Origin of the sequence: Mycobacterium arosiense ATCC BAA-1401 = DSM 45069, assembly GCF_002086125.1 — a bacterium.
GTDB classification, from domain to species: domain Bacteria; phylum Actinomycetota; class Actinomycetes; order Mycobacteriales; family Mycobacteriaceae; genus Mycobacterium; species Mycobacterium arosiense.
Genome location: NZ_MVHG01000044.1, coordinates 21,230 through 38,548 on the forward strand (window position 1 = coordinate 21,230; position 17,319 = coordinate 38,548).

Genomic DNA, 17,319 nt, shown 5'->3' on the forward strand with positions numbered 1-17,319 from the left:
GCATTCCTTGATCTTTGCTCCCTGACGGGTGATCCTGGCAGCATGCCCCGTCGCGAAGAGCCATCGCATGGGATCCTCGACCCGGTCGCCAAGATGTTGCGGTTGCCCTTCGGCACACCAGAATTCATCGACCGGATGGTCACCGGCGGGGTGCACCAGGTGGGTCGGCGGACGCTGCGCACGCTGATCACGACCTGGGACGCCGCCGGCGGCGGCCCGTTCGCGGCCAGCGCCATCGCGTCGACGGGGATGGCGAAGACGGTCGAGATCGTGCAAAACATGTTCGTCGGCCCGGTGTTTGGCCCACTGCTGAAAATCCTGGGGGCCGACAAAGTGGCTCTACGTGCCTCGCTGTGCGCCTCACAACTGGTAGGCCTGGGCATCATGCGCTACGGCATCCGCTCCGAGCCGCTGCATTCCATGTCGGTGGATTCGATCGTCGACGCTATCGGGCCGACGATGCAGCGCTACCTGGTCGGCGACATCACTCGAGGAACCGGGGACGGGCTCAGGCCGCCCGCTCCTGGTAGTCCCGCGCGATCTGAACGTAGCCGTCGGCGGTGATCCGCACGGGGTACACCGGCACCGAAACGGTCGGATCGTCGAGGCACGAACCAGTTTCGAGCGAGAAGGCCTGCTTCAGGATGGGCGACTGCACCGTGACGCATCCGTTGCGGTCGCCCACGATCCCGCGGGACAGCACCGCGGCTCCGGAGAACGGGTCGACGTTGCCGATCGCGTGCACCGAGCCGTCATCGAGGCGAAACAGCGCCGCCTGGGAGCCGTCGTCGAGCAGCACGCCGACTCCGCGGCCCGGGATGAGGTGGTCGTAAGCGCAAGCGCGAGTCCACACCGCAATGTCGTTGAGAAGTGTCATGATCCCTTCCTCAGTCTTCCGGAGTTGTCGCTGCACGAACCCGCGGCATGCCAATCGACACAGGGATTTTGCGGCCGGCATGCTCGGTGAATGCCACCGTCGAGTCGATGGCGTCCGGGGCGTTGACGAACGACACGAACCGCGACAGCTTGTCCGGGTCGTCAAGCACGCCCTTCCATTCGCACTTGTAGTTCTTGACGTGCCGCTCCATTGCGGCTTCGAATTCGGCGGCCAGGCCCAGCGAGTCGTCGCACACGACCTCGCGCACGTGGTCGAGCCCGCCATCGAGGGAGTCGACCCACGGCGCCGTGCGTTGCAGCCGGTCGGCCGTCCGGATGTAGTACATGACGAACCGGTCGATGTAGCGGACCAGCGTTTCGGTATCCAGATCGCTGGCCAGCAGCTGCGCGTGCTTGGGCGTCATGCCGCCGTTGCCACCGACGTACAGATTCCAGCCCTTCTCGGTGGCGATGACGCCCACGTCCTTGGAGCGCGCCTCGGCGCATTCCCGGGCGCAGCCCGAGACGCCCATCTTTATCTTGTGCGGCGCCCGCAGGCCGCGGTAGCGCAGCTCCAGGTCGATGGCCAGCTGCACCGAATCCTGCTGCCCGTAGCGGCACCAGTCGGTGCCCACGCAGCTCTTCACCGTCCGCAACGCCTTGCCGTAGGCGTGCCCGGATTCCATGCCGCCGTCGACCAGGCGCTTCCAGATCTGCGGCAGTTGGTCCACCCGGGCGCCGAACATGTCGATCCGCTGACCGCCGGTGATCTTGGTGTAGAGCCCGAAGTCCTGGGCGATCTGGCCGATCAGGATCAGGTGTTCGGGCTTGATGTCGCCGCCGGGCACCCGGGGCACCACCGAGTAGCTGCCGTTCTTTTGGATGTTGGCCAGGAAGTGGTCGTTGGAATCCTGCAACGAGGCCTGCTCACCTTCGAGGATGTGGTCCGACCCGGTGGAAGCCAGGATGGAAGCCACGACGGGTTTGCAGATATCGCAACCCTTTCCGCGGCCGAAACGCTCCAACAGACCGGAGAACGTCCGGATTTCGGTGGCGGCGATGATCTCGAAAAGCTCCGCGCGCGACTGGCTGAAGTGCTCGCACAGGGCCTTGGACTGTTCGACGCCCTCGGCCTCCAACAGCTGCTTGAGCAGCGGGACGCACGACCCGCACGAGGTGCCGGCCGAGGTGCACGCCTTGAGCGCGGGAACATCCGCGCAGCCGTCGGCGATCGCACACTTCAGATCGCCCTTGGTGACGTTGTTGCAGGAGCAGATCTGCGCCGAATCCGGCAACGCCCCAACGCCCAACGCCGTGCCGCCGCCGGAGGAGGCGGGCGCGATCAGCGCGAGCGGGTCGCCGGGCAGCTCGCTGCCGACCATCGGCCGCAGCACCCCGTAGGACGAGGCATCGCCGACCAGCACGCCGCCGAGCAGCGTCTTGGCGTCGTCGGAGAGCACCAGCTTGGCGTAGGTCCGGTTGACCGCATCGTTGATGGCGACCTCGAGGCAGTTTTCGGTCGCTCCCATCGCGTCGCCGAAGCTGGCCACGTCGACACCCAACAGTTTGAGCTTCGTGGACAGGTCGGCCTCGCCGAATTCGGCGACGCCGTCGAGCAGCCGGTCGGCCACCACCTCGGCGGAGGTGTAGCCAGGCCCGACCAGGCCGTAGCAGCGGCCGCCGATCGCGGCGACCTCACCGATCGCGTAGATGTCGGGATCGCTTGTCCGACAGGCCACATCGGTGAGCACCCCGCCACGCTCGGCACGCTCCAGCCCGGCGGCGGTGGCCAATTCGTCGCGCGGCCGGATGCCGGCCGCGAAGATCACCAGACCGGCATCGATGACCTGGCCGTCGGTCAGGCTGACCCGCACCGACGCGCCGCCGTCGGAATGCTCGATCGACTCGATCGATTCGGTGCCGGTACCGACGTGCACCGAGATGCCGAGCTCGCCGATCATCCTGGCCAGCAGCGCGCCGCCGGCCTCGTCGATCTGCTGGGCCATCAGCCGCGGCATCATCTCGACGACATGGGTCTGCAATCCGAACTGGCGCAGCGCATTAGCGGCTTCCAGCCCGAGCAGGCCGCCGCCGATGACGACGCCCGCGGCGGCGTGTGAGGTTTCCACCGCGCGCTGAGCGTCGGCGCGGATGGCGTCGAGGTCGTCAAGCGTGCGATACACGTGACAGGCGGGCAGATCGTGACCCGGTACCGGCGGCACGAAGGCGTACGACCCGGTCGCCAGGACCAAGGTGTCATAGCCGTGCCGCTGACCGTCGGCGGTGACCACCGTCTTTGTCGCGCGGTCGATTTCGGTAACGCGCCGGTTCAGAACCAGCCGGACCTGCTCGTCACCCTCGTATTCGTTGCCGGGCAAGGCCAGTAGCTTGCGATCCCAATTTTCGGTGTAGGAGGTCAGTCCCACGCGGTCGTAGGCGGCGTTTGTCTCCTCGGCGAAAACCGTAATGCGCCACAGCCCCTCGGTGTCACGGGCGCGCAGCGCCTCGACGAACCGGTGCCCCACCATGCCATGTCCGACTACGATGATGTGACGCGGCGCACAGTTGGCGCGCGAAATCCCGTCGGCAGACATGGCTTTGAGAGTAACGGCCGGAAATTACGTTCTTTCCGCGCAATGTGACGGTCCTATGACGAGGATCTCACAACTCACAGGAACCACTGTGATTGAACGTTCGCCGCCGGCGAACGGCGAGGTGGAAATTTAGCGTGGTCGACTCATGTTTGTCCTAGTAGCCGGTCGCCGAGGCGCCGGTCACAGGAATCTCACAACCAAGCTCAAGCAAGCAGAAGGGAAACGTCATGAGCAACCTCGCATTGTGGTCGCGACCGACCTGGGACACCGACCGGTGGTTGCGCGACTTCTTCGGCCCCGCCGCCGCGGCGGACTGGAACACCCCGGCGACCAGCGGTTTCAGGCCCGCCGCCGAGATCGTCAAGGACGGCGACGACGCGGTCGTACGGCTCGAACTGCCGGGTGTTGACGTAGACCAGGACGTCAAGGTCGAGGTCGACCGCGGCCGCCTGGTCATCCACGGCGAACACCGCGACGAGCACGCCGAGGAAAAGGACGGCCGCACGCTGCGGGAGATCCGGTACGGATCGTTCCGCCGGTCGTTCCAGCTGCCGGCCCACGTCACCGGCGACGCCATCACGGCGAGCTACGACGCCGGCGTGCTGACCGTGCGGGTCACCGGTGCTTACGCCGGAAGCCAGGCGCAGCGCATCGAGATCACCAAATAACCTCCGGCCCGTCCCGGACGAAAACAGGCGAATCCGGCGGGGCCCCAACGGCTCCGCCGGATTCACCGCGTCAGCCCCAGCGGGCCAGCAGTTCCTTGGCGCGGCCCGCCAGTGCGGCCTGGAAGAAGGGCCCGAAGCTGACGCGCGCCACGCCCAGCGCACCGAAGGACGCCGGGTCGTCCTGATCGGGCAGCGCGATGGCGTTGACCGGCCGCTGCAACTCGGCGGTCAGGCGCCGCAACGTGTCGGGGTCGTGGCGGCCCACCGGATACAGGACGTCGGCGCCCGCGGCGGCGGCCTTGTTCAGTCGGGCCACCGCCCGCTCGACCCGATCGGAGGCCTCGCCATCCTGGCGCAGGAACAGATCGGTCCGGGCATTGATGACCACGTGCACCCCGGCCGCGTGGGCGGCCGAGCGCAACTCGCCGACCAGGTCGGCGTGTTCGTCGGCGGACCGCAGCCGCTTGCCCTCCGCGTGCACGGTGTCCTCGATGTTGCACCCGACGGCCCCGACGCTCAGCAGGCCCTCGATCAGCCGGCCCGCCCGCTGCCCGTAGCCGGACTCGATGTCCACCGACACCGGGACGTCGACCGCGGCGGTGATCTGCGCGACCCGGGTGAGCACGTCGTCGAATGTCATGCCCTCGTTGTCCGGTTTGCCGATCGAGTCCGCCATCGGATGGCTGCCCACCGTGAGCGCGGCGAAGCCGGCGCCGGCGGCCAGCCGGGCCGACCAGGCATCCCACACGGTCGGCAGGATGACCGGGTTGCCCGGCCGGTGCAGTTCCAGCAGCGCGGCGGCCCGCTCGGCCGGTGCGGTGCGTCCCGTCATAAGCGTTTGCTCCCTCGGCATCCCGGCCGGACGACCTGACGTCTGACGTGTGCGGTGAATAGTATCGGGGGCGTACTGTGATCCAAAACACTGCCGAGGAGATGCGTTGACTCCCACACCGAGCACGACCGGCACGACCGAATTCGCCGAACTGCACGACCTCATCGGCGGCCTGCGGCGGTGCGTGAGCTCGTTGCGGGCCCGATACGGTGACAGCCCGGCCATGCGGCGCATCGTCATCGACGCCGACCGCATCCTGTCCGACGTCGACCTGCTCGACACCGACGTGTCCGAATTGGACCTGGCGGGCGCCACCGTGCAGCAGTCCGGTGAGAAGATCGTCATTCCCGACACCCAGTACGACAGCGAATTCTGGCGCGACGTCGACGACGAGGGTGTCGGCGGTCACAACAGGTCCTGAACAACCCAAGCCCCCCGGAAAGGGGGGGCTTGCATCTGTGTACCCTTCGACAGACAGCCCGTTCGAAGAGGAACAACCAGATGAGCGCACCCACGGCGAACCGTCCTGCGTCCGGTGTCTTTTCACCCACGCGCGCCCGTATCCAGGAACGGACCCTACGCACCGATCGGTGGTGGATGTCGCCGCTGCGGATCGATCTCGGCTTCGCGGCCTTCATTATTTATGCGACGGCGCGGGCGTTCCAGCGGGGTGACTTCTTCGTCGCGCAATACCATTACCTGACACCGTTCTACTCACCATGTCTGAGCAACGCTTGCGGCGGCGCTAGCGACTTCTGGCCGCAAATCCTGCCGAACGTCTGGTGGTTGCCGTTCGCGGCGTTGACACTGCCGTTCCTGTTGCTGTTCCGGCTGACCTGCTACTACTACCGCGGCGCCTACTACCGCACGGTGTGGCAGTCGCCCACCGCATGCGCGGTGGCCGAGCCCCGCGTGCACTACAGCGGCGAGACCAAACTCCCGCTGATCATTCAGAACTCCCACCGGTACTTCTTCTACATCGCCGGCATCATCTCGGTGATCAACACCTACGACGCGATCGTCGCGTTCCATTCCGACAGCGGTCCGGGCGGTTTCGGGTTTGGCCTGGGCAACGTGATCATGGTCGGCAACGTCATCATGCTCTGGGTCTACACGCTGTCCTGCCATTCATGCCGGCACATCACCGGTGGGCGGCTCAAGCACTTCTCCAAGCACCCTGTGCGGTACTGGATCTGGACCCAGGTCAGCAAGATTAATACTCGGCACAAGCAGTACGCCTGGATCACGCTGGGCACCCTGATGCTCACCGACTTCTACATCGCGCTGGTGGCCAGTGGCACCATTCCTGACCTCAGATTTGTTGGCTGACAAGCCATTTCGAAATGGATTAAGAATTTAGCTAGCGAGGGTTTCATGGTTGAAATCGAGCGGCACACGTTCGACGTGGTTGTGATCGGTGCCGGCGGCGCCGGACTGCGTGCGGTTATCGAAGCCCGCGAACGGGGTTTGCGGGTCGCGGTGGTGTGCAAGTCCCTGTTCGGCAAGGCGCACACGGTGATGGCCGAGGGCGGCTGCGCGGCCTCCATGGGCAACACCAACCCGAAAGACAACTGGAAGACCCACTTCGGCGACACCATGCGCGGCGGGAAATTCCTCAACAACTGGCGCATGGCCGAACTGCACGCCAAGGAAGCCCCCGACCGGGTCTGGGAGCTGGAAACCTATGGCGCACTGTTCGATCGCCTCAAGGACGGCAAGATCAGCCAGCGCAACTTCGGTGGGCACACCTACCCGCGGCTGGCCCACGTCGGCGACCGTACCGGCCTGGAATTGATCCGCACCATGCAGCAGAAGATCGTCTCGCTGCAGCAGGAGGACTTCGCCGAACTCGGCGACTACGAAGCCCGGATCAGGGTGTTCGCCGAAACCACCATCACCGAGCTGATCAAGGACGGCGACGCGATCGCGGGGGCGTTCGGCTACATCCGCGAAAGCGGCAACTTCATCCTGTTCGAGGCGCCCGCGGTGGTGCTGGCCACCGGCGGGATCGGCAAGTCGTTCAAGGTCACCTCGAATTCGTGGGAGTACACCGGCGACGGCCACGCCCTGGCCCTGCGGGCGGGCGCGTCGCTGATCAACATGGAGTTCGTCCAGTTCCACCCGACGGGCATGGTGTGGCCGCCGAGCGTGAAGGGGATCCTGGTCACCGAGGGTGTCCGCGGTGACGGCGGGGTGCTGAAGAACTCCGACGGCAAGCGGTTCATGTTCGACTACATCCCGTCGGTGTTCAAGGGGCAATACGCCGAATCCGAACAAGAGGCCGACCAGTGGCTCAAGGACAACGACTCGGCCCGCCGCACCCCGGACCTGCTGCCGCGCGACGAGGTCGCGCGCGCGATCAACTCGGAGGTCAAGGCCGGCCGCGGCAGCCCACACGGCGGCGTCTTCCTGGACATCGCCTCGCGGCTCACACCCGCGGAGATCAACCGGCGGCTGCCGTCGATGTACCACCAGTTCAAGGAGCTGGCCGGCGTCGACATCACCAAAGAGCCGATGGAAGTCGGGCCGACCTGCCACTACGTGATGGGCGGCGTCGAGGTTGACGCCGACACCGGCGCGGCCACCGTCCCCGGGCTGTTCGCCGCCGGCGAATGCTCGGGCGGCATGCACGGGTCCAACCGGCTGGGCGGCAATTCGCTGTCGGACCTGCTGGTTTTCGGCCGGCGCGCCGGCCTGGGTGCGGCCGACTACGTGCGGGCCCTGTCCAGCCGCCCGGCCATCGCCGAGGGCGCCGTCGACGCGGCGGCCAAGCGGGCGCTGGCGCCCTTCGAGGCGCCGGCCAACGGCGCGGCCGCGGAGAACCCGTACGCCCTGCAGCTGGAGCTGCAGCAGTCGATGAACGACCTGGTCGGCATCATCCGCAAAGCCGACGAGATCTCGGAGGCCCTGGCGCGGCTGGACAAGCTGCGTGAGCGGTTCAAGAACCTGCACGTCGAGGGGCAACGTCGGTACAACCCGGGCTGGAACCTGGCCATCGACCTGCGCAACATGCTGCTGGTCAGCGAGTGCATCGCCAAGGCCGCGCTGCAGCGCACCGAGAGCCGCGGCGGGCACACCCGCGACGACCACCCGGCGATGGATTCGTCGTGGCGCAAGGTGTTGCTGGTTTGCGAGGCGGCCGGCGGCGACGAGGTGATCCCGGACATCACCATCACCAAGAAGGATCAGACGCCGATGCGGCCCGATCTGCTGGAGCTGTTCGACATCGCCGAGCTGGAGAAGTACTACACCGACGAAGAACTCGCCGGGCACCCAGGACGGAGTGGCAAATGACCTACAACGCGACGATGCGGGTGTGGCGCGGCGATGACGCCAACGGCGGTCTGCAGGACTTCACGGTCGAGGTCAATGAGGGCGAGGTCGTCCTCGACATCCTCCATCGCCTGCAGCAGACTCAGACGCCCGATTTGGCCGTCCGGTGGAACTGCAAGGCCGGCAAGTGTGGTTCCTGCTCGGCGGAGATCAACGGCAAACCGCGGCTGCTGTGCATGACCCGGATGTCGACCTTCGCCGAGGACGAAACCGTCACAGTCACGCCGCTGCGGACGTTCCCGGTGATCCGTGACCTGGTGACCGACGTCTCGTTCAACTACGAAAAGGCGCGCGAGATACCGTCTTTCGCGCCGCCCAAGGACCTGCAGCCCGGGGAGTACCGGATGGCGCAGGAGGACGTCAATCGCTCCCAGGAATTCCGCAAGTGCATCGAGTGCTTCCTGTGCCAGAACGTGTGCCACGTGGTGCGCGATCACGAGGAGAACAAGAAGGCGTTCGCCGGTCCGCGCTTCCTGATGCGGATCGCCGAGCTGGAAATGCACCCGCTGGACACCCGCGACCGGCGCAACGACGCCCAGGACGCGCACGGCCTGGGCTACTGCAACATCACCAAGTGCTGCACCGAAGTCTGCCCGGAGAACATCAAGATCACCGACAACGCGCTGATCCCGATGAAAGAGCGGGTCGCCGACCGCAAGTACGACCCGGTGGTGTGGCTCGGCAACAAGCTTTTCCGCCGCTGAGCACAAGACGTCGCGCCGTGGCACGTTAGGCCATCGCGGGACTCGGGTAACCGAACTGCATCCTGTCGGGTCGCCCCGCGCGGCCGTCTGTTCACGACCGGAAAGGCAGTTCATGAAGGTTATGCGAGAAACCGCCAGCATCAACAACATTCGCACCGCAATCCGCCAGCTCTCGGTGCGCGCCCAGCTCGCGAAGAAAGAAGGCCGGTACGCCGACGCCGCCGAGCTCGAGAGCCGCATCCAGGGCTTTCGGGAGGAACTGGGCCATCGCCCCTAGCCCGACGGCTCAGCGAGCCGGTCAGGCGCCGAGGCGGCGGAACACGCTGCGATGGAACACGATGGGTGCCACGTTGGCGTCAACGGTCACCTCATTGACCCGCAACACCACGATGGTGTGATCCCCGGCCGGGATGAGCTGCTCTATTGCGCTCTCCAGCCACAGGCCGGTGCCCTTGATGAACACCGCACCGGTGGGCCGCGAGACCGTCTGAAGCCCCGCGAACCTGTCGCCGGTTTTCGCGGCCAGCGTGCGCGCGGCCTCGTCGTGCTCCTCACCGAGGACACTGATGCCCAGCATCGGCAGGTCCTTGAGCTTCGGCCACGTCGTCGAGGTGTTCTGCACGCAGAACGACACCAGCGGGGGGTCCAGCGAGACGGGGACGAAGGTGCTGGCCGCCAGACCTTCCCGAATTCCGTTCACCTCGGCGGCGATCGCCACCACACCGGACGGGAAGTGACCGAAGGCCTCACGCAGTGACGACGCTGTCAGCTTGTTGTTCGAGTTCACCGGACTGATTCGCCCCTAGAGCCGGAGACGGATTTTCGACTGTGACCCTACCCGGCGCCGGTCGCCCCGGCACCGCCACCCTCAGTCGTTTTCTAAGCGTTCTGCCGAATATCCGTGCGCCGCTGCCACATCCGGATGGGCCCGCAGCCGGCTCTTCCAGGCGTTGCGCCCATAGACCGAAAATATGGGGTCGGCCGGATCGTGCGACGGCGTCCAACGGTCATCGGTGCGCGCCGCGAGCTCGTCGGGCAGCGACAGCACCGGTATCTGCGCGTCCAGGCGCGGATTGAAGAAGTAGGGCACCGAGATGCGGTCACCCGCCTGCCCGTGCAGGCTGACCCGGTGCTCGGTGGCCCGCAGGTAGCCGCGCGTGGCCACCTCGAGCAGCTCGCCGATGTTGACGATGAACGCCCCCTCGCGCGGCGGCACGTCGATCCAGCCGTCATCGGGATGGCCTTCTTGCCCGCCGCCGCGTCGGACCTGCAGGCCGGTGCTGCCCGGCTCGGCCAGCAGCAGGGTGAGCACGCCGGAGTCGCGGTGCGCGCCCACGCCCTGCGTGCGCGGCGATCGCAGGCGCGGCGAAGCCGGGCGCAGCGGGTCGCCGCCATCAGCCGTGACCGCGCGTCCCGGGTACCGGATGATCTTGATCAGGGTGGCCGGCGCGTCGGCGAAGGACGCGTCGGACACGCCGGGCGGACTGCCGAGCGAGGCCACCCAGTGTCGCAGCAGGGCGCGGGCGACCACGGACAGCGCGGCGTCCCACTCCTCGATGATCCCGGGCAGCTCCGGCAGCGCGGCCGGCCACTGATTCGGGCCTTGCAACCACCGATAGTCCGACCTGTCCAGCCCGTCGATCGGGGCGCGCTCCGGTCCGACGTCGATCTGCTCACGCCAATCCACCTCGCCGCGGGTCAGCTCGCCGCCAAGCCTGGTGTATCCCCGGAAATGGGGGCTGCGCACCATCGCGACGGCGTCCTTGTCCGATTGCGGCAGCTCGAACAGCCGGCGCGCCGCGTCCAGCATCCGCGCGACCAAGCCGGGTGGCACGCCATGACCGGTGAGGTAGAAGAAGCCCACCAGATGGCCGGCCTCGCGCAGTCCCCGCCGCAGGTGCGCGGAATCGGTCCGCAGGTCCACCGTGGGCACCTCGCACGGCGGGGCAGTGACGCGGCGCACAGCAGTCACGTGTGGACCGTCGCCGCAGGTAGATCGGATTTCAATGGCATGACCAGCAGGTTCCCAACCGGTTGGTTACTTAGGTAATGAAATCTAGCTCACATTGGCTTGCATCCCACTGACGCGAACGATATTTTGGGGTTTGTTACTGGTGGGTAACTTAGACCTAGTACCCAACCACAAGTGGCATTCTCAACGAGGAGGACCGTAGTGAGCCACTACAAGAGCAACGTCCGCGACCAGGCGTTCAACCTGTTCGAGGTTCTGGGCGTTGACAAGGCGCTGGGCCAGGGCGCATACGCCGACCTGGACGCCGACACAGCCCAAGAAATGCTTAACGAAATCAGCCGACTGGCCGAGGGGCCGGTCGCCGACTCCTTCGTCGAAGGCGACCGCAACCCGCCGGTGTTCGACCCGAAGACGCACTCGGTGACGCTGCCGGACTCCTTCAAGAAGTCGGTCCAGGCCGTCATCGAGGCCGGTTGGGACAAGGTGGGCATCGACGAGGCGCTCGGCGGCATGCCGATGCCCCGTGCGCTGGTGTGGGCGCTGCACGAGCACCTGCTCGGCGCCAACCCCGCCGTGTGGATGTACGCCGGCGGCGCGGGCTTCGCGAACATCCTGTACCACCTCGGCACCGAGGAGCAGAAGAAGTGGGCCGTGATCTGCGCCGAGCGCGGCTGGGGTTCGACCATGGTGCTCACCGAGCCGGACGCCGGTTCGGACGTGGGCGCCGGGCGGACCAAGGCCGTCAAGCAGGAGGACGGATCCTGGCACATCGACGGTGTGAAGCGGTTCATCACCTCCGCCGACTCCGGCGACCTCTTCGAGAACATCTTCCACCTGGTGCTGGCCCGCCCCGAGGGTGCCGGACCGGGCACCAAGGGGCTGTCGCTGTTCTTCGTGCCCAAGTTCCTGTTCGACTTCGAGACCGGTGAGCTGGGCGAGCGCAACGGCGTGTTCGTCACCAACGTCGAGCACAAGATGGGCCTGAAGGTTTCGGCGACGTGCGAGCTGAGCTTCGGCCAGCACGACGTCCCCGCCAAGGGCTGGTTGGTCGGCGAGGTGCACAACGGCATCGCCCAGATGTTCGAGGTCATTGAGCAGGCCCGCATGATGGTCGGTACCAAGGCCATCGCGACGCTGTCGACGGGCTACCTGAACGCGCTGGAATACGCGAAGTCCCGGGTCCAGGGCGCCGACATGACCCAGATGACCGACAAGACCGCACCGCGGGTGACCATCACGCACCACCCGGACGTGCGCCGTTCGCTGATGACCCAGAAGGCCTACGCCGAGGGTCTGCGGGCGCTGTACCTGTTCACGTCGACCTATCAGGACGCGGCGGTCGCCGAGGCGCTCTACGGTGTGGACGCCGAGCTGGCGGTCAAGGTCAACGACCTGATGCTTCCGGTCGTCAAGGGTGTGGGCTCGGAGCAGGCGTACGCCAAGCTCACCGAGAGCCTGCAGACATTCGGTGGATCCGGCTTTTTGCAGGACTACCCGATCGAGCAGTACATCCGGGACGCCAAGATCGACTCGCTGTATGAGGGCACGACCGCCATCCAGGCGCAGGACTTCTTCTTCCGCAAGATCGTCCGCGACAAGGGTGTGGCGCTGGCCCACGTGTCCGAGCAGATCCAGACGTTTGTCGACAGCGAGTCCGGCAACGGCCGCCTGAAGGGCGAGCGCGAGCTGCTGGCCAAGGCGCTGGCCGACGTCCAGGCGATGGCGACCACGCTGACCGGTTATTTGATGGCGGCGCAGGAGGACGTGACCAGCCTGTACAAGGTGGGTCTGGGTTCGGTGCGCTTCCTGATGAGCGTCGGTGACCTGGTCATCGGCTGGTTGTTGCAGCGGCAGGCGGCGGTCGCCGTGGCGGCGCTGGACGCCGGTGCCAGCGGCGATGAGCGGGCCTTCTACGAGGGCAAGATCGCGGTGGCGTCGTTCTTCGCGAAGAACTTCCTGCCGTTGCTGACCAGCACCCGCGAGGTCATCGACACGCTGGACAACGACATCATGGAGCTCGACGAGGCCGCCTTCTAGGCCGCCTTCGACCGCAACGCGCAAATCCCCCGCTTCGCCTGTCGAAGGGGGGGATTTCGCCGCTCGGCGGGAAGCTGCTTGGACGCAAAAAGGCCGCCGCTGGATCCCCTCACTCCAGCGGCGGCCCTTTTCGTACGCCAATCCGCGCTGCGGACGGGCGGTCGTTGTCGGGGGATGCCCCGTATTGCCGTCGGGGTCGGGGGGTCAGACCACAACACGGGGCTATCCGGTGGGTCGGATACCCGCGCCCCCTTTCGCCTAACCCGATGTGACTCAACTCATGACTGCGTCGAGCCGGCAGGGCGAGGCGTCGGCGGCTCAGGCCTCCAGAATCGCGGCCACGCCCTGGCCGCCCGCAGCGCAGATCGAGACCAGGGCGCGCACGGTGCCGCCGCCCTTCTGCTCGGCCTTGCGCTGGGCGAGCTGCTTGGCCGCCTGGGCCAGGATGCGCCCGCCGGTGGCCGCGAACGGATGGCCGGCGGCCAGCGAGGACCCGTTGACGTTCAGCTTGGACCGGTCGATCGAGCCCAGCGCGCCGTCCAGGCCCAGCCGCTCCTTGCAGTACTCCTCGGACTCCCAAGCCTGCAGGTGGCACAGCACCACCGAAGCGAACGCCTCGTGGATCTCGTAGAAGTCGAAGTCCTGCAGGCTCAGGCCGTTGCGGGCCAGCAGCCGGGGCACGGCGTAGGTCGGGGCCATGAGCAGGCCGTCGCGCCCGGTGACGTAGTCGACGGCCGCGGTCTCCGAGTCCACCAGGTAGGCCAGCGGGGTCAGCGAATGAGCGGCCGCCCACTCGTCGGTGGCCAGCAGCGCCACCGACGCACCGTCGGTCAGCGGTGTCGAGTTGCCGGCCGTCATCGTCGCGTCGCCGGCCTTGACTCCGAACACCGGGCGCAGTTTGGCCAGCTTCTCCGCCGACGAGTCGGGGCGCAGGTTGTCGTCGCGGTACAGCCCCAGGAAGGGGGTGACCAGGTCGTCGAAGAAGCCGCGGTCATAGGCCGCCGCCATGTTGCGGTGGCTGGCGGCGGCCAGCTCGTCCTGGGCGACGCGGGGCATGCCCATCTTCTTGGCGGTGAGCGCCTGGTGCTCGCCCATGGACAACCCGGTGCGCGGTTCGCTGTTCACCGGGATCTCGACGCCCAGGGTGGCGGGCAGCGTGCCCACCAGCTTCAGCCGTTGCACGTTGGACTTGGCCCGGCGCAACTTGAGCAGGGTGCGGCGCAGGTTGTCGCCCAGACCGATGGGCGCGTCGGAGGTGGTGTCGACGCCGCCGGCGGCGGCCACGTCGTAACGGCCGGACGCGATACCCTCGGCGGCGGCCACCGCCGCCTGCAGCCCGGTACCGCAGGCCTGTTGCAGGTCGAACGCGGGCGTGTGGGACGACAGCTGCGATCCCAGCACGCACTCGCGGGTCAGGTTGAAGTCCCGGCTGTGCTTGAGCACGGCGCCCCCGACGACGACGCCCAGCCGCTCGCCGGCCAATCCGAAGCGATCCACCAGCCCGCCCAGGGCGGCGGTGAACATGTCCTGGTTGGACGCCTCCGCGTAGGCGCCGTCGGATCGGGCGAACGGGATGCGGTTGCCGCCCAGCACGGCCACCCGCCGACGCTCAGAACTGCGCTGAGCGGACTGTTTATTTGCCTCAGAACTTGCAGCGGCCACTGTTCTTCTCCGTGTTTGCGCGGTCTATCGAATTGGGAAACACCCGACCGGGGCCATACTACCTACTGTTCTTACTCTGCAGTAAGTTCGTCCCCGATACGGTTGTGCAGTAGGCATACCCCGATTTCGCAAGAACATGGAAGGTAGCTCCGGTGGCTCCCAAGGCTTCGTCCGATCTGTTCTCCCAGATCGTCAATTCCGGTCCTGGATCGTTTCTCGCCAAGCAGCTCGGCGTACCCCAACCCGAGACGCTGCGCCGCTACCGTGCCGGTGAACCGCCACTGGCCGGGGCCCTGCTGATCGGCGGCGAGGGCAGGGTCGTCGAACCGCTGCGCGCGGCGCTGGACGCCGACTACGACCTGGTGGGCAACAACCTCGGCGGCCGGTGGGCCGACAAGTTCGGCGGCCTGGTGTACGACGCGACCGGCATCACCACGCCCGAGGGGCTCAGGGGGTTGTACGAGTTCTTCACCCCTCTGCTGCGCAACCTGGGCCATTCCGCGCGCGTGGTGGTCGTCGGCACCACGCCCGACGCCGCGGCCAGCCCGCACGAGCGGATCGCGCAGCGCGCGCTGGAGGGCTTCACCCGTTCGTTGGGCAAGGAGCTGCGCAACGGGACCACGGTGGCGCTGGTGTACCTGTCGCCGGACGCCAAGCCCGCCGCGACGGGCCTGGAATCGACGATGCGGTTCATCTTGTCGGCCAAGTCCGCCTACGTTGACGGCCAGGTCTTCTACGTCGGGGAGGCCGACTCGACGCCCCCGGCCGATTGGGAGCGCCCGCTGGACGGCAAGGTCGCGATCGTGACCGGCGCGGCCCGGGGCATCGGCGCGACGATCGCCGAGGTGTTCGCCCGCGACGGCGCCCGCGTGGTCGCCATCGACGTCGAATCGGCCGCCGAGGCGCTGGCCGAAACGGCCAGCCGGGTCGGGGGCACCGCGTTGTGGCTCGACGTCACCGCCTCCGACGCCGTCGACAAGATCACCGAGCACCTGCGCGAGCACCACGGGGGCCGCGCCGACATTCTGGTCAACAACGCCGGTATCACCCGCGACAAGTTGTTGGCCAACATGGACGACGCTCGCTGGGACGCCGTCCTGGCCGTCAACCTGCTTGCCCCGCTGCGGCTTACCGAGGGGCTGATGGCCAACGGCACCCTCGGCGAGGGCGGCCGGGTGATCGGCCTGTCGTCGATGGCCGGCATCGCCGGCAACCGCGGCCAGACCAACTACGCGACGACCAAGGCCGGGATGATCGGCCTCACCCAGGCGTTGGCCCCGCAGCTCTACGACAAGGGCATCACGATCAACGCCGTCGCACCGGGATTCATCGAAACCCAGATGACCGCCGCCATCCCGCTGGCCACCCGCGAGGTCGGCCGCCGGATGAACTCGCTGCTGCAGGGCGGGCAGCCGGTGGACGTCGCCGAAACCATCGCATACTTCGCCAGCCCGGCCTCAAATGCGGTGACGGGTAACGTCATTCGCGTCTGCGGCCAGGCCATGCTGGGCGCGTAGTGAAACGGGCTGTCGAGGAGAATGCCATGAACCAGCCAAGCGGCCTGAAGAACATGCTGCGCGCGGCGGCCGGGACCCTGCCGGTGGTGTCCCGCAGCAGCGAGGTGCCCACCCGCACGGTGACCATCGACGAATTGCCCATCGACCGCGCGAACGTGGCCGAGTACGCGGGGGTCACCGGTCTGCGCTACGGCAATCACGTGCCGCTGACCTATCCGTTCGCGCTGACCTTTCCTTCGCTGATGTCGTTGGTGACCGGCTTCGACTTCCCCTTCGCCGCAATGGGATCGGTGCACACCGAGAACCACATCACGCAATACCGCCCGATCGCGGTCACCGACACCGTCGGGGTGCGCGTGCACGCCGAGAACCTGCGCGAGCACCGCAAGGGTCTGCTGGTCGACCTGGTGACCGACGTCAGCGTCGGCAACGACACCGCCTGGCATCAGGTGACGACCTTCCTGCACCAGCAACGGACCAGCCTGTCCGATGAACCCAAGCCGCCGCCGCAGAAGCAGCCCAAGCTGCCACCGCCGTCCACGGTCTTGCGGATCAGCCCCGGGCTGATCCGGCGCTACGCCGACGTCGGGGGCGATCACAACCCGATCCACACCAACTCGGTCGCGGCCAAGCTGTTCGGATTCCCGACCGTGATCGCGCACGGAATGTACAGCGCCGCAGCGGTATTGGCCAACATCGAAGCGCAAATTCCCTATGCCGTGCGGTATTCGGTGCGGTTCGGCAAGCCACTGGTGCTGCCCGCAACGGCCGGGCTCTACATCGACGAACACGACGGCGGCTGGGACATTTCGCTGCGCAACATCGCCAAGGGATACCCGCACCTGACCGGCACGGTCCGAGCGCTCTAGCGCCGCCGGTAGCAACCCGCGTCGCGACTAGGGCGTGTCTGGCAAAGATTTTGGATGTTGTGCCCGAGGCTTGAGTCATGTCGCGGTTTCAGTTGCTCACCGATGCTCAGTGGTCGTTGATTGAAGATTTGCTTCCGACTCGGACAGGCAAGCGGGGCAGGCCCTTTCAGGATGCCCGCTCGATGGTCGAGGGCATTATTTATCGGTACCGGTGTGGGATCGCCTGGCGAGACGTGCCCGGGGCGTTCGGGCCGT

General features: G+C 66.9%; 16 protein-coding genes and 1 pseudogene. 11 read left to right on the forward strand and 6 right to left on the reverse strand.

The annotated features are described in order from the left end of the window. Window positions 1–42: 42 nt before the first annotated feature. Window positions 43–495, forward strand: a pseudogene (locus BST14_RS16920) (TetR/AcrR family transcriptional regulator); the annotation flags it as partial. Window positions 496–508: 13 nt separating this feature from the next. On the opposite strand, the gene nirD reads toward BST14_RS16920, so the two are convergent. After that, window positions 509–877: a nitrite reductase small subunit NirD gene (nirD, locus tag BST14_RS16925; protein WP_083065499.1), complete on the reverse strand. Its 369-nt coding sequence runs from the start codon at window positions 875–877 to the stop codon at window positions 509–511. A 10-nt stretch (window positions 878–887) separates the two neighbouring features. Continuing rightward, window positions 888–3,470: a nitrite reductase large subunit NirB gene (gene nirB, locus BST14_RS16930; RefSeq protein WP_083065500.1), complete on the reverse strand. Its 2,583-nt coding sequence runs from the start codon at window positions 3,468–3,470 to the stop codon at window positions 888–890. Between the two features lie 227 nt (window positions 3,471–3,697). Between nirB and BST14_RS16935 the strand changes: the two genes are divergently transcribed. Further along, on the forward strand, window positions 3,698–4,138 hold the full coding sequence (locus BST14_RS16935; RefSeq protein ID WP_083065502.1) for an Hsp20/alpha crystallin family protein: 441 nt from the start codon (window positions 3,698–3,700) through the stop codon (window positions 4,136–4,138). A 70-nt stretch (window positions 4,139–4,208) separates the two neighbouring features. Here the strand turns inward: BST14_RS16935 and BST14_RS16940 are convergent, their stop codons facing one another. Then, window positions 4,209–4,970, reverse strand: coding sequence for an isocitrate lyase/PEP mutase family protein (locus tag BST14_RS16940; protein ID WP_083065504.1), 762 nt, complete (start codon window positions 4,968–4,970; stop codon window positions 4,209–4,211). A 106-nt stretch (window positions 4,971–5,076) separates the two neighbouring features. Between BST14_RS16940 and BST14_RS16945 the strand changes: the two genes are divergently transcribed. The 5 genes from BST14_RS16945 to BST14_RS30395 all read left to right on the forward strand — a co-directional run bounded on the left by BST14_RS16945 (window position 5,077) and on the right by BST14_RS30395 (window position 9,284). Beyond that, a complete protein-coding gene (locus BST14_RS16945; RefSeq protein ID WP_083065505.1) occupies window positions 5,077–5,391 on the forward strand; it encodes an Rv0250c family protein in 315 nt (104 codons plus the stop codon). 80 nt (window positions 5,392–5,471) lie between these two features. Continuing rightward, on the forward strand, window positions 5,472–6,299 hold the full coding sequence (sdhC, locus tag BST14_RS16950; RefSeq protein ID WP_083065507.1) for a succinate dehydrogenase subunit SdhC: 828 nt from the start codon (window positions 5,472–5,474) through the stop codon (window positions 6,297–6,299). Window positions 6,300–6,344: 45 nt separating this feature from the next. Continuing rightward, window positions 6,345–8,264: a fumarate reductase/succinate dehydrogenase flavoprotein subunit gene (locus BST14_RS16955; RefSeq protein WP_083065509.1), complete on the forward strand. Its 1,920-nt coding sequence runs from the start codon at window positions 6,345–6,347 to the stop codon at window positions 8,262–8,264. After that, on the forward strand, window positions 8,261–9,007 hold the full coding sequence (locus BST14_RS16960) for a succinate dehydrogenase/fumarate reductase iron-sulfur subunit (RefSeq protein WP_083065510.1): 747 nt from the start codon (window positions 8,261–8,263) through the stop codon (window positions 9,005–9,007). Before BST14_RS16955 ends, BST14_RS16960 begins: the two co-directional genes overlap by 4 nt. Window positions 9,008–9,119: 112 nt before the next feature. After that, the gene (locus BST14_RS30395) at window positions 9,120–9,284 is read left to right on the forward strand and encodes a hypothetical protein (protein ID WP_169926097.1); all 165 of its coding nucleotides are present in this window, start codon (window positions 9,120–9,122) and stop codon (window positions 9,282–9,284) included. 21 nt (window positions 9,285–9,305) lie between these two features. Here BST14_RS30395 and BST14_RS16965 read toward each other — a convergent pair whose 3' ends face one another. Together BST14_RS16965 and BST14_RS16970 are read right to left on the reverse strand one after the other, a co-directional pair. Beyond that, window positions 9,306–9,794, reverse strand: coding sequence for a flavin reductase family protein (locus tag BST14_RS16965; protein WP_083065512.1), 489 nt, complete (start codon window positions 9,792–9,794; stop codon window positions 9,306–9,308). An 81-nt stretch (window positions 9,795–9,875) separates the two neighbouring features. Beyond that, entirely contained in the window at window positions 9,876–10,979 is a 1,104-nt protein-coding gene (locus BST14_RS16970) for an isopenicillin N synthase family dioxygenase (RefSeq protein ID WP_438502176.1), read from the reverse strand. Between the two features lie 201 nt (window positions 10,980–11,180). Between BST14_RS16970 and BST14_RS16975 the strand changes: the two genes are divergently transcribed. After that, window positions 11,181–13,016 (forward strand): acyl-CoA dehydrogenase, encoded by a 1,836-nt coding sequence (locus tag BST14_RS16975; RefSeq protein WP_083065513.1) that lies wholly within the window; start codon window positions 11,181–11,183, stop codon window positions 13,014–13,016. A 318-nt stretch (window positions 13,017–13,334) separates the two neighbouring features. Here BST14_RS16975 and BST14_RS16980 read toward each other — a convergent pair whose 3' ends face one another. Beyond that, the gene (locus BST14_RS16980) at window positions 13,335–14,678 is read right to left on the reverse strand and encodes an acetyl-CoA C-acetyltransferase (protein WP_083065515.1); all 1,344 of its coding nucleotides are present in this window, start codon (window positions 14,676–14,678) and stop codon (window positions 13,335–13,337) included. A gap of 152 nt (window positions 14,679–14,830) precedes the next feature. On the opposite strand from BST14_RS16980, the gene BST14_RS16985 reads away from it, so the two are divergent. From BST14_RS16985 to BST14_RS31710, 3 genes are all read left to right on the forward strand, one after another. Next, window positions 14,831–16,195 (forward strand): 3-oxoacyl-ACP reductase, encoded by a 1,365-nt coding sequence (locus BST14_RS16985; RefSeq protein WP_083065517.1) that lies wholly within the window; start codon window positions 14,831–14,833, stop codon window positions 16,193–16,195. Between the two features lie 26 nt (window positions 16,196–16,221). Further along, on the forward strand, window positions 16,222–17,064 hold the full coding sequence (locus BST14_RS16990) for a MaoC/PaaZ C-terminal domain-containing protein (RefSeq protein WP_083065525.1): 843 nt from the start codon (window positions 16,222–16,224) through the stop codon (window positions 17,062–17,064). Between the two features lie 77 nt (window positions 17,065–17,141). Continuing rightward, the coding region (locus BST14_RS31710; RefSeq protein ID WP_142279208.1) for a transposase at window positions 17,142–17,319 on the forward strand (178 nt) is incomplete at its 3' end.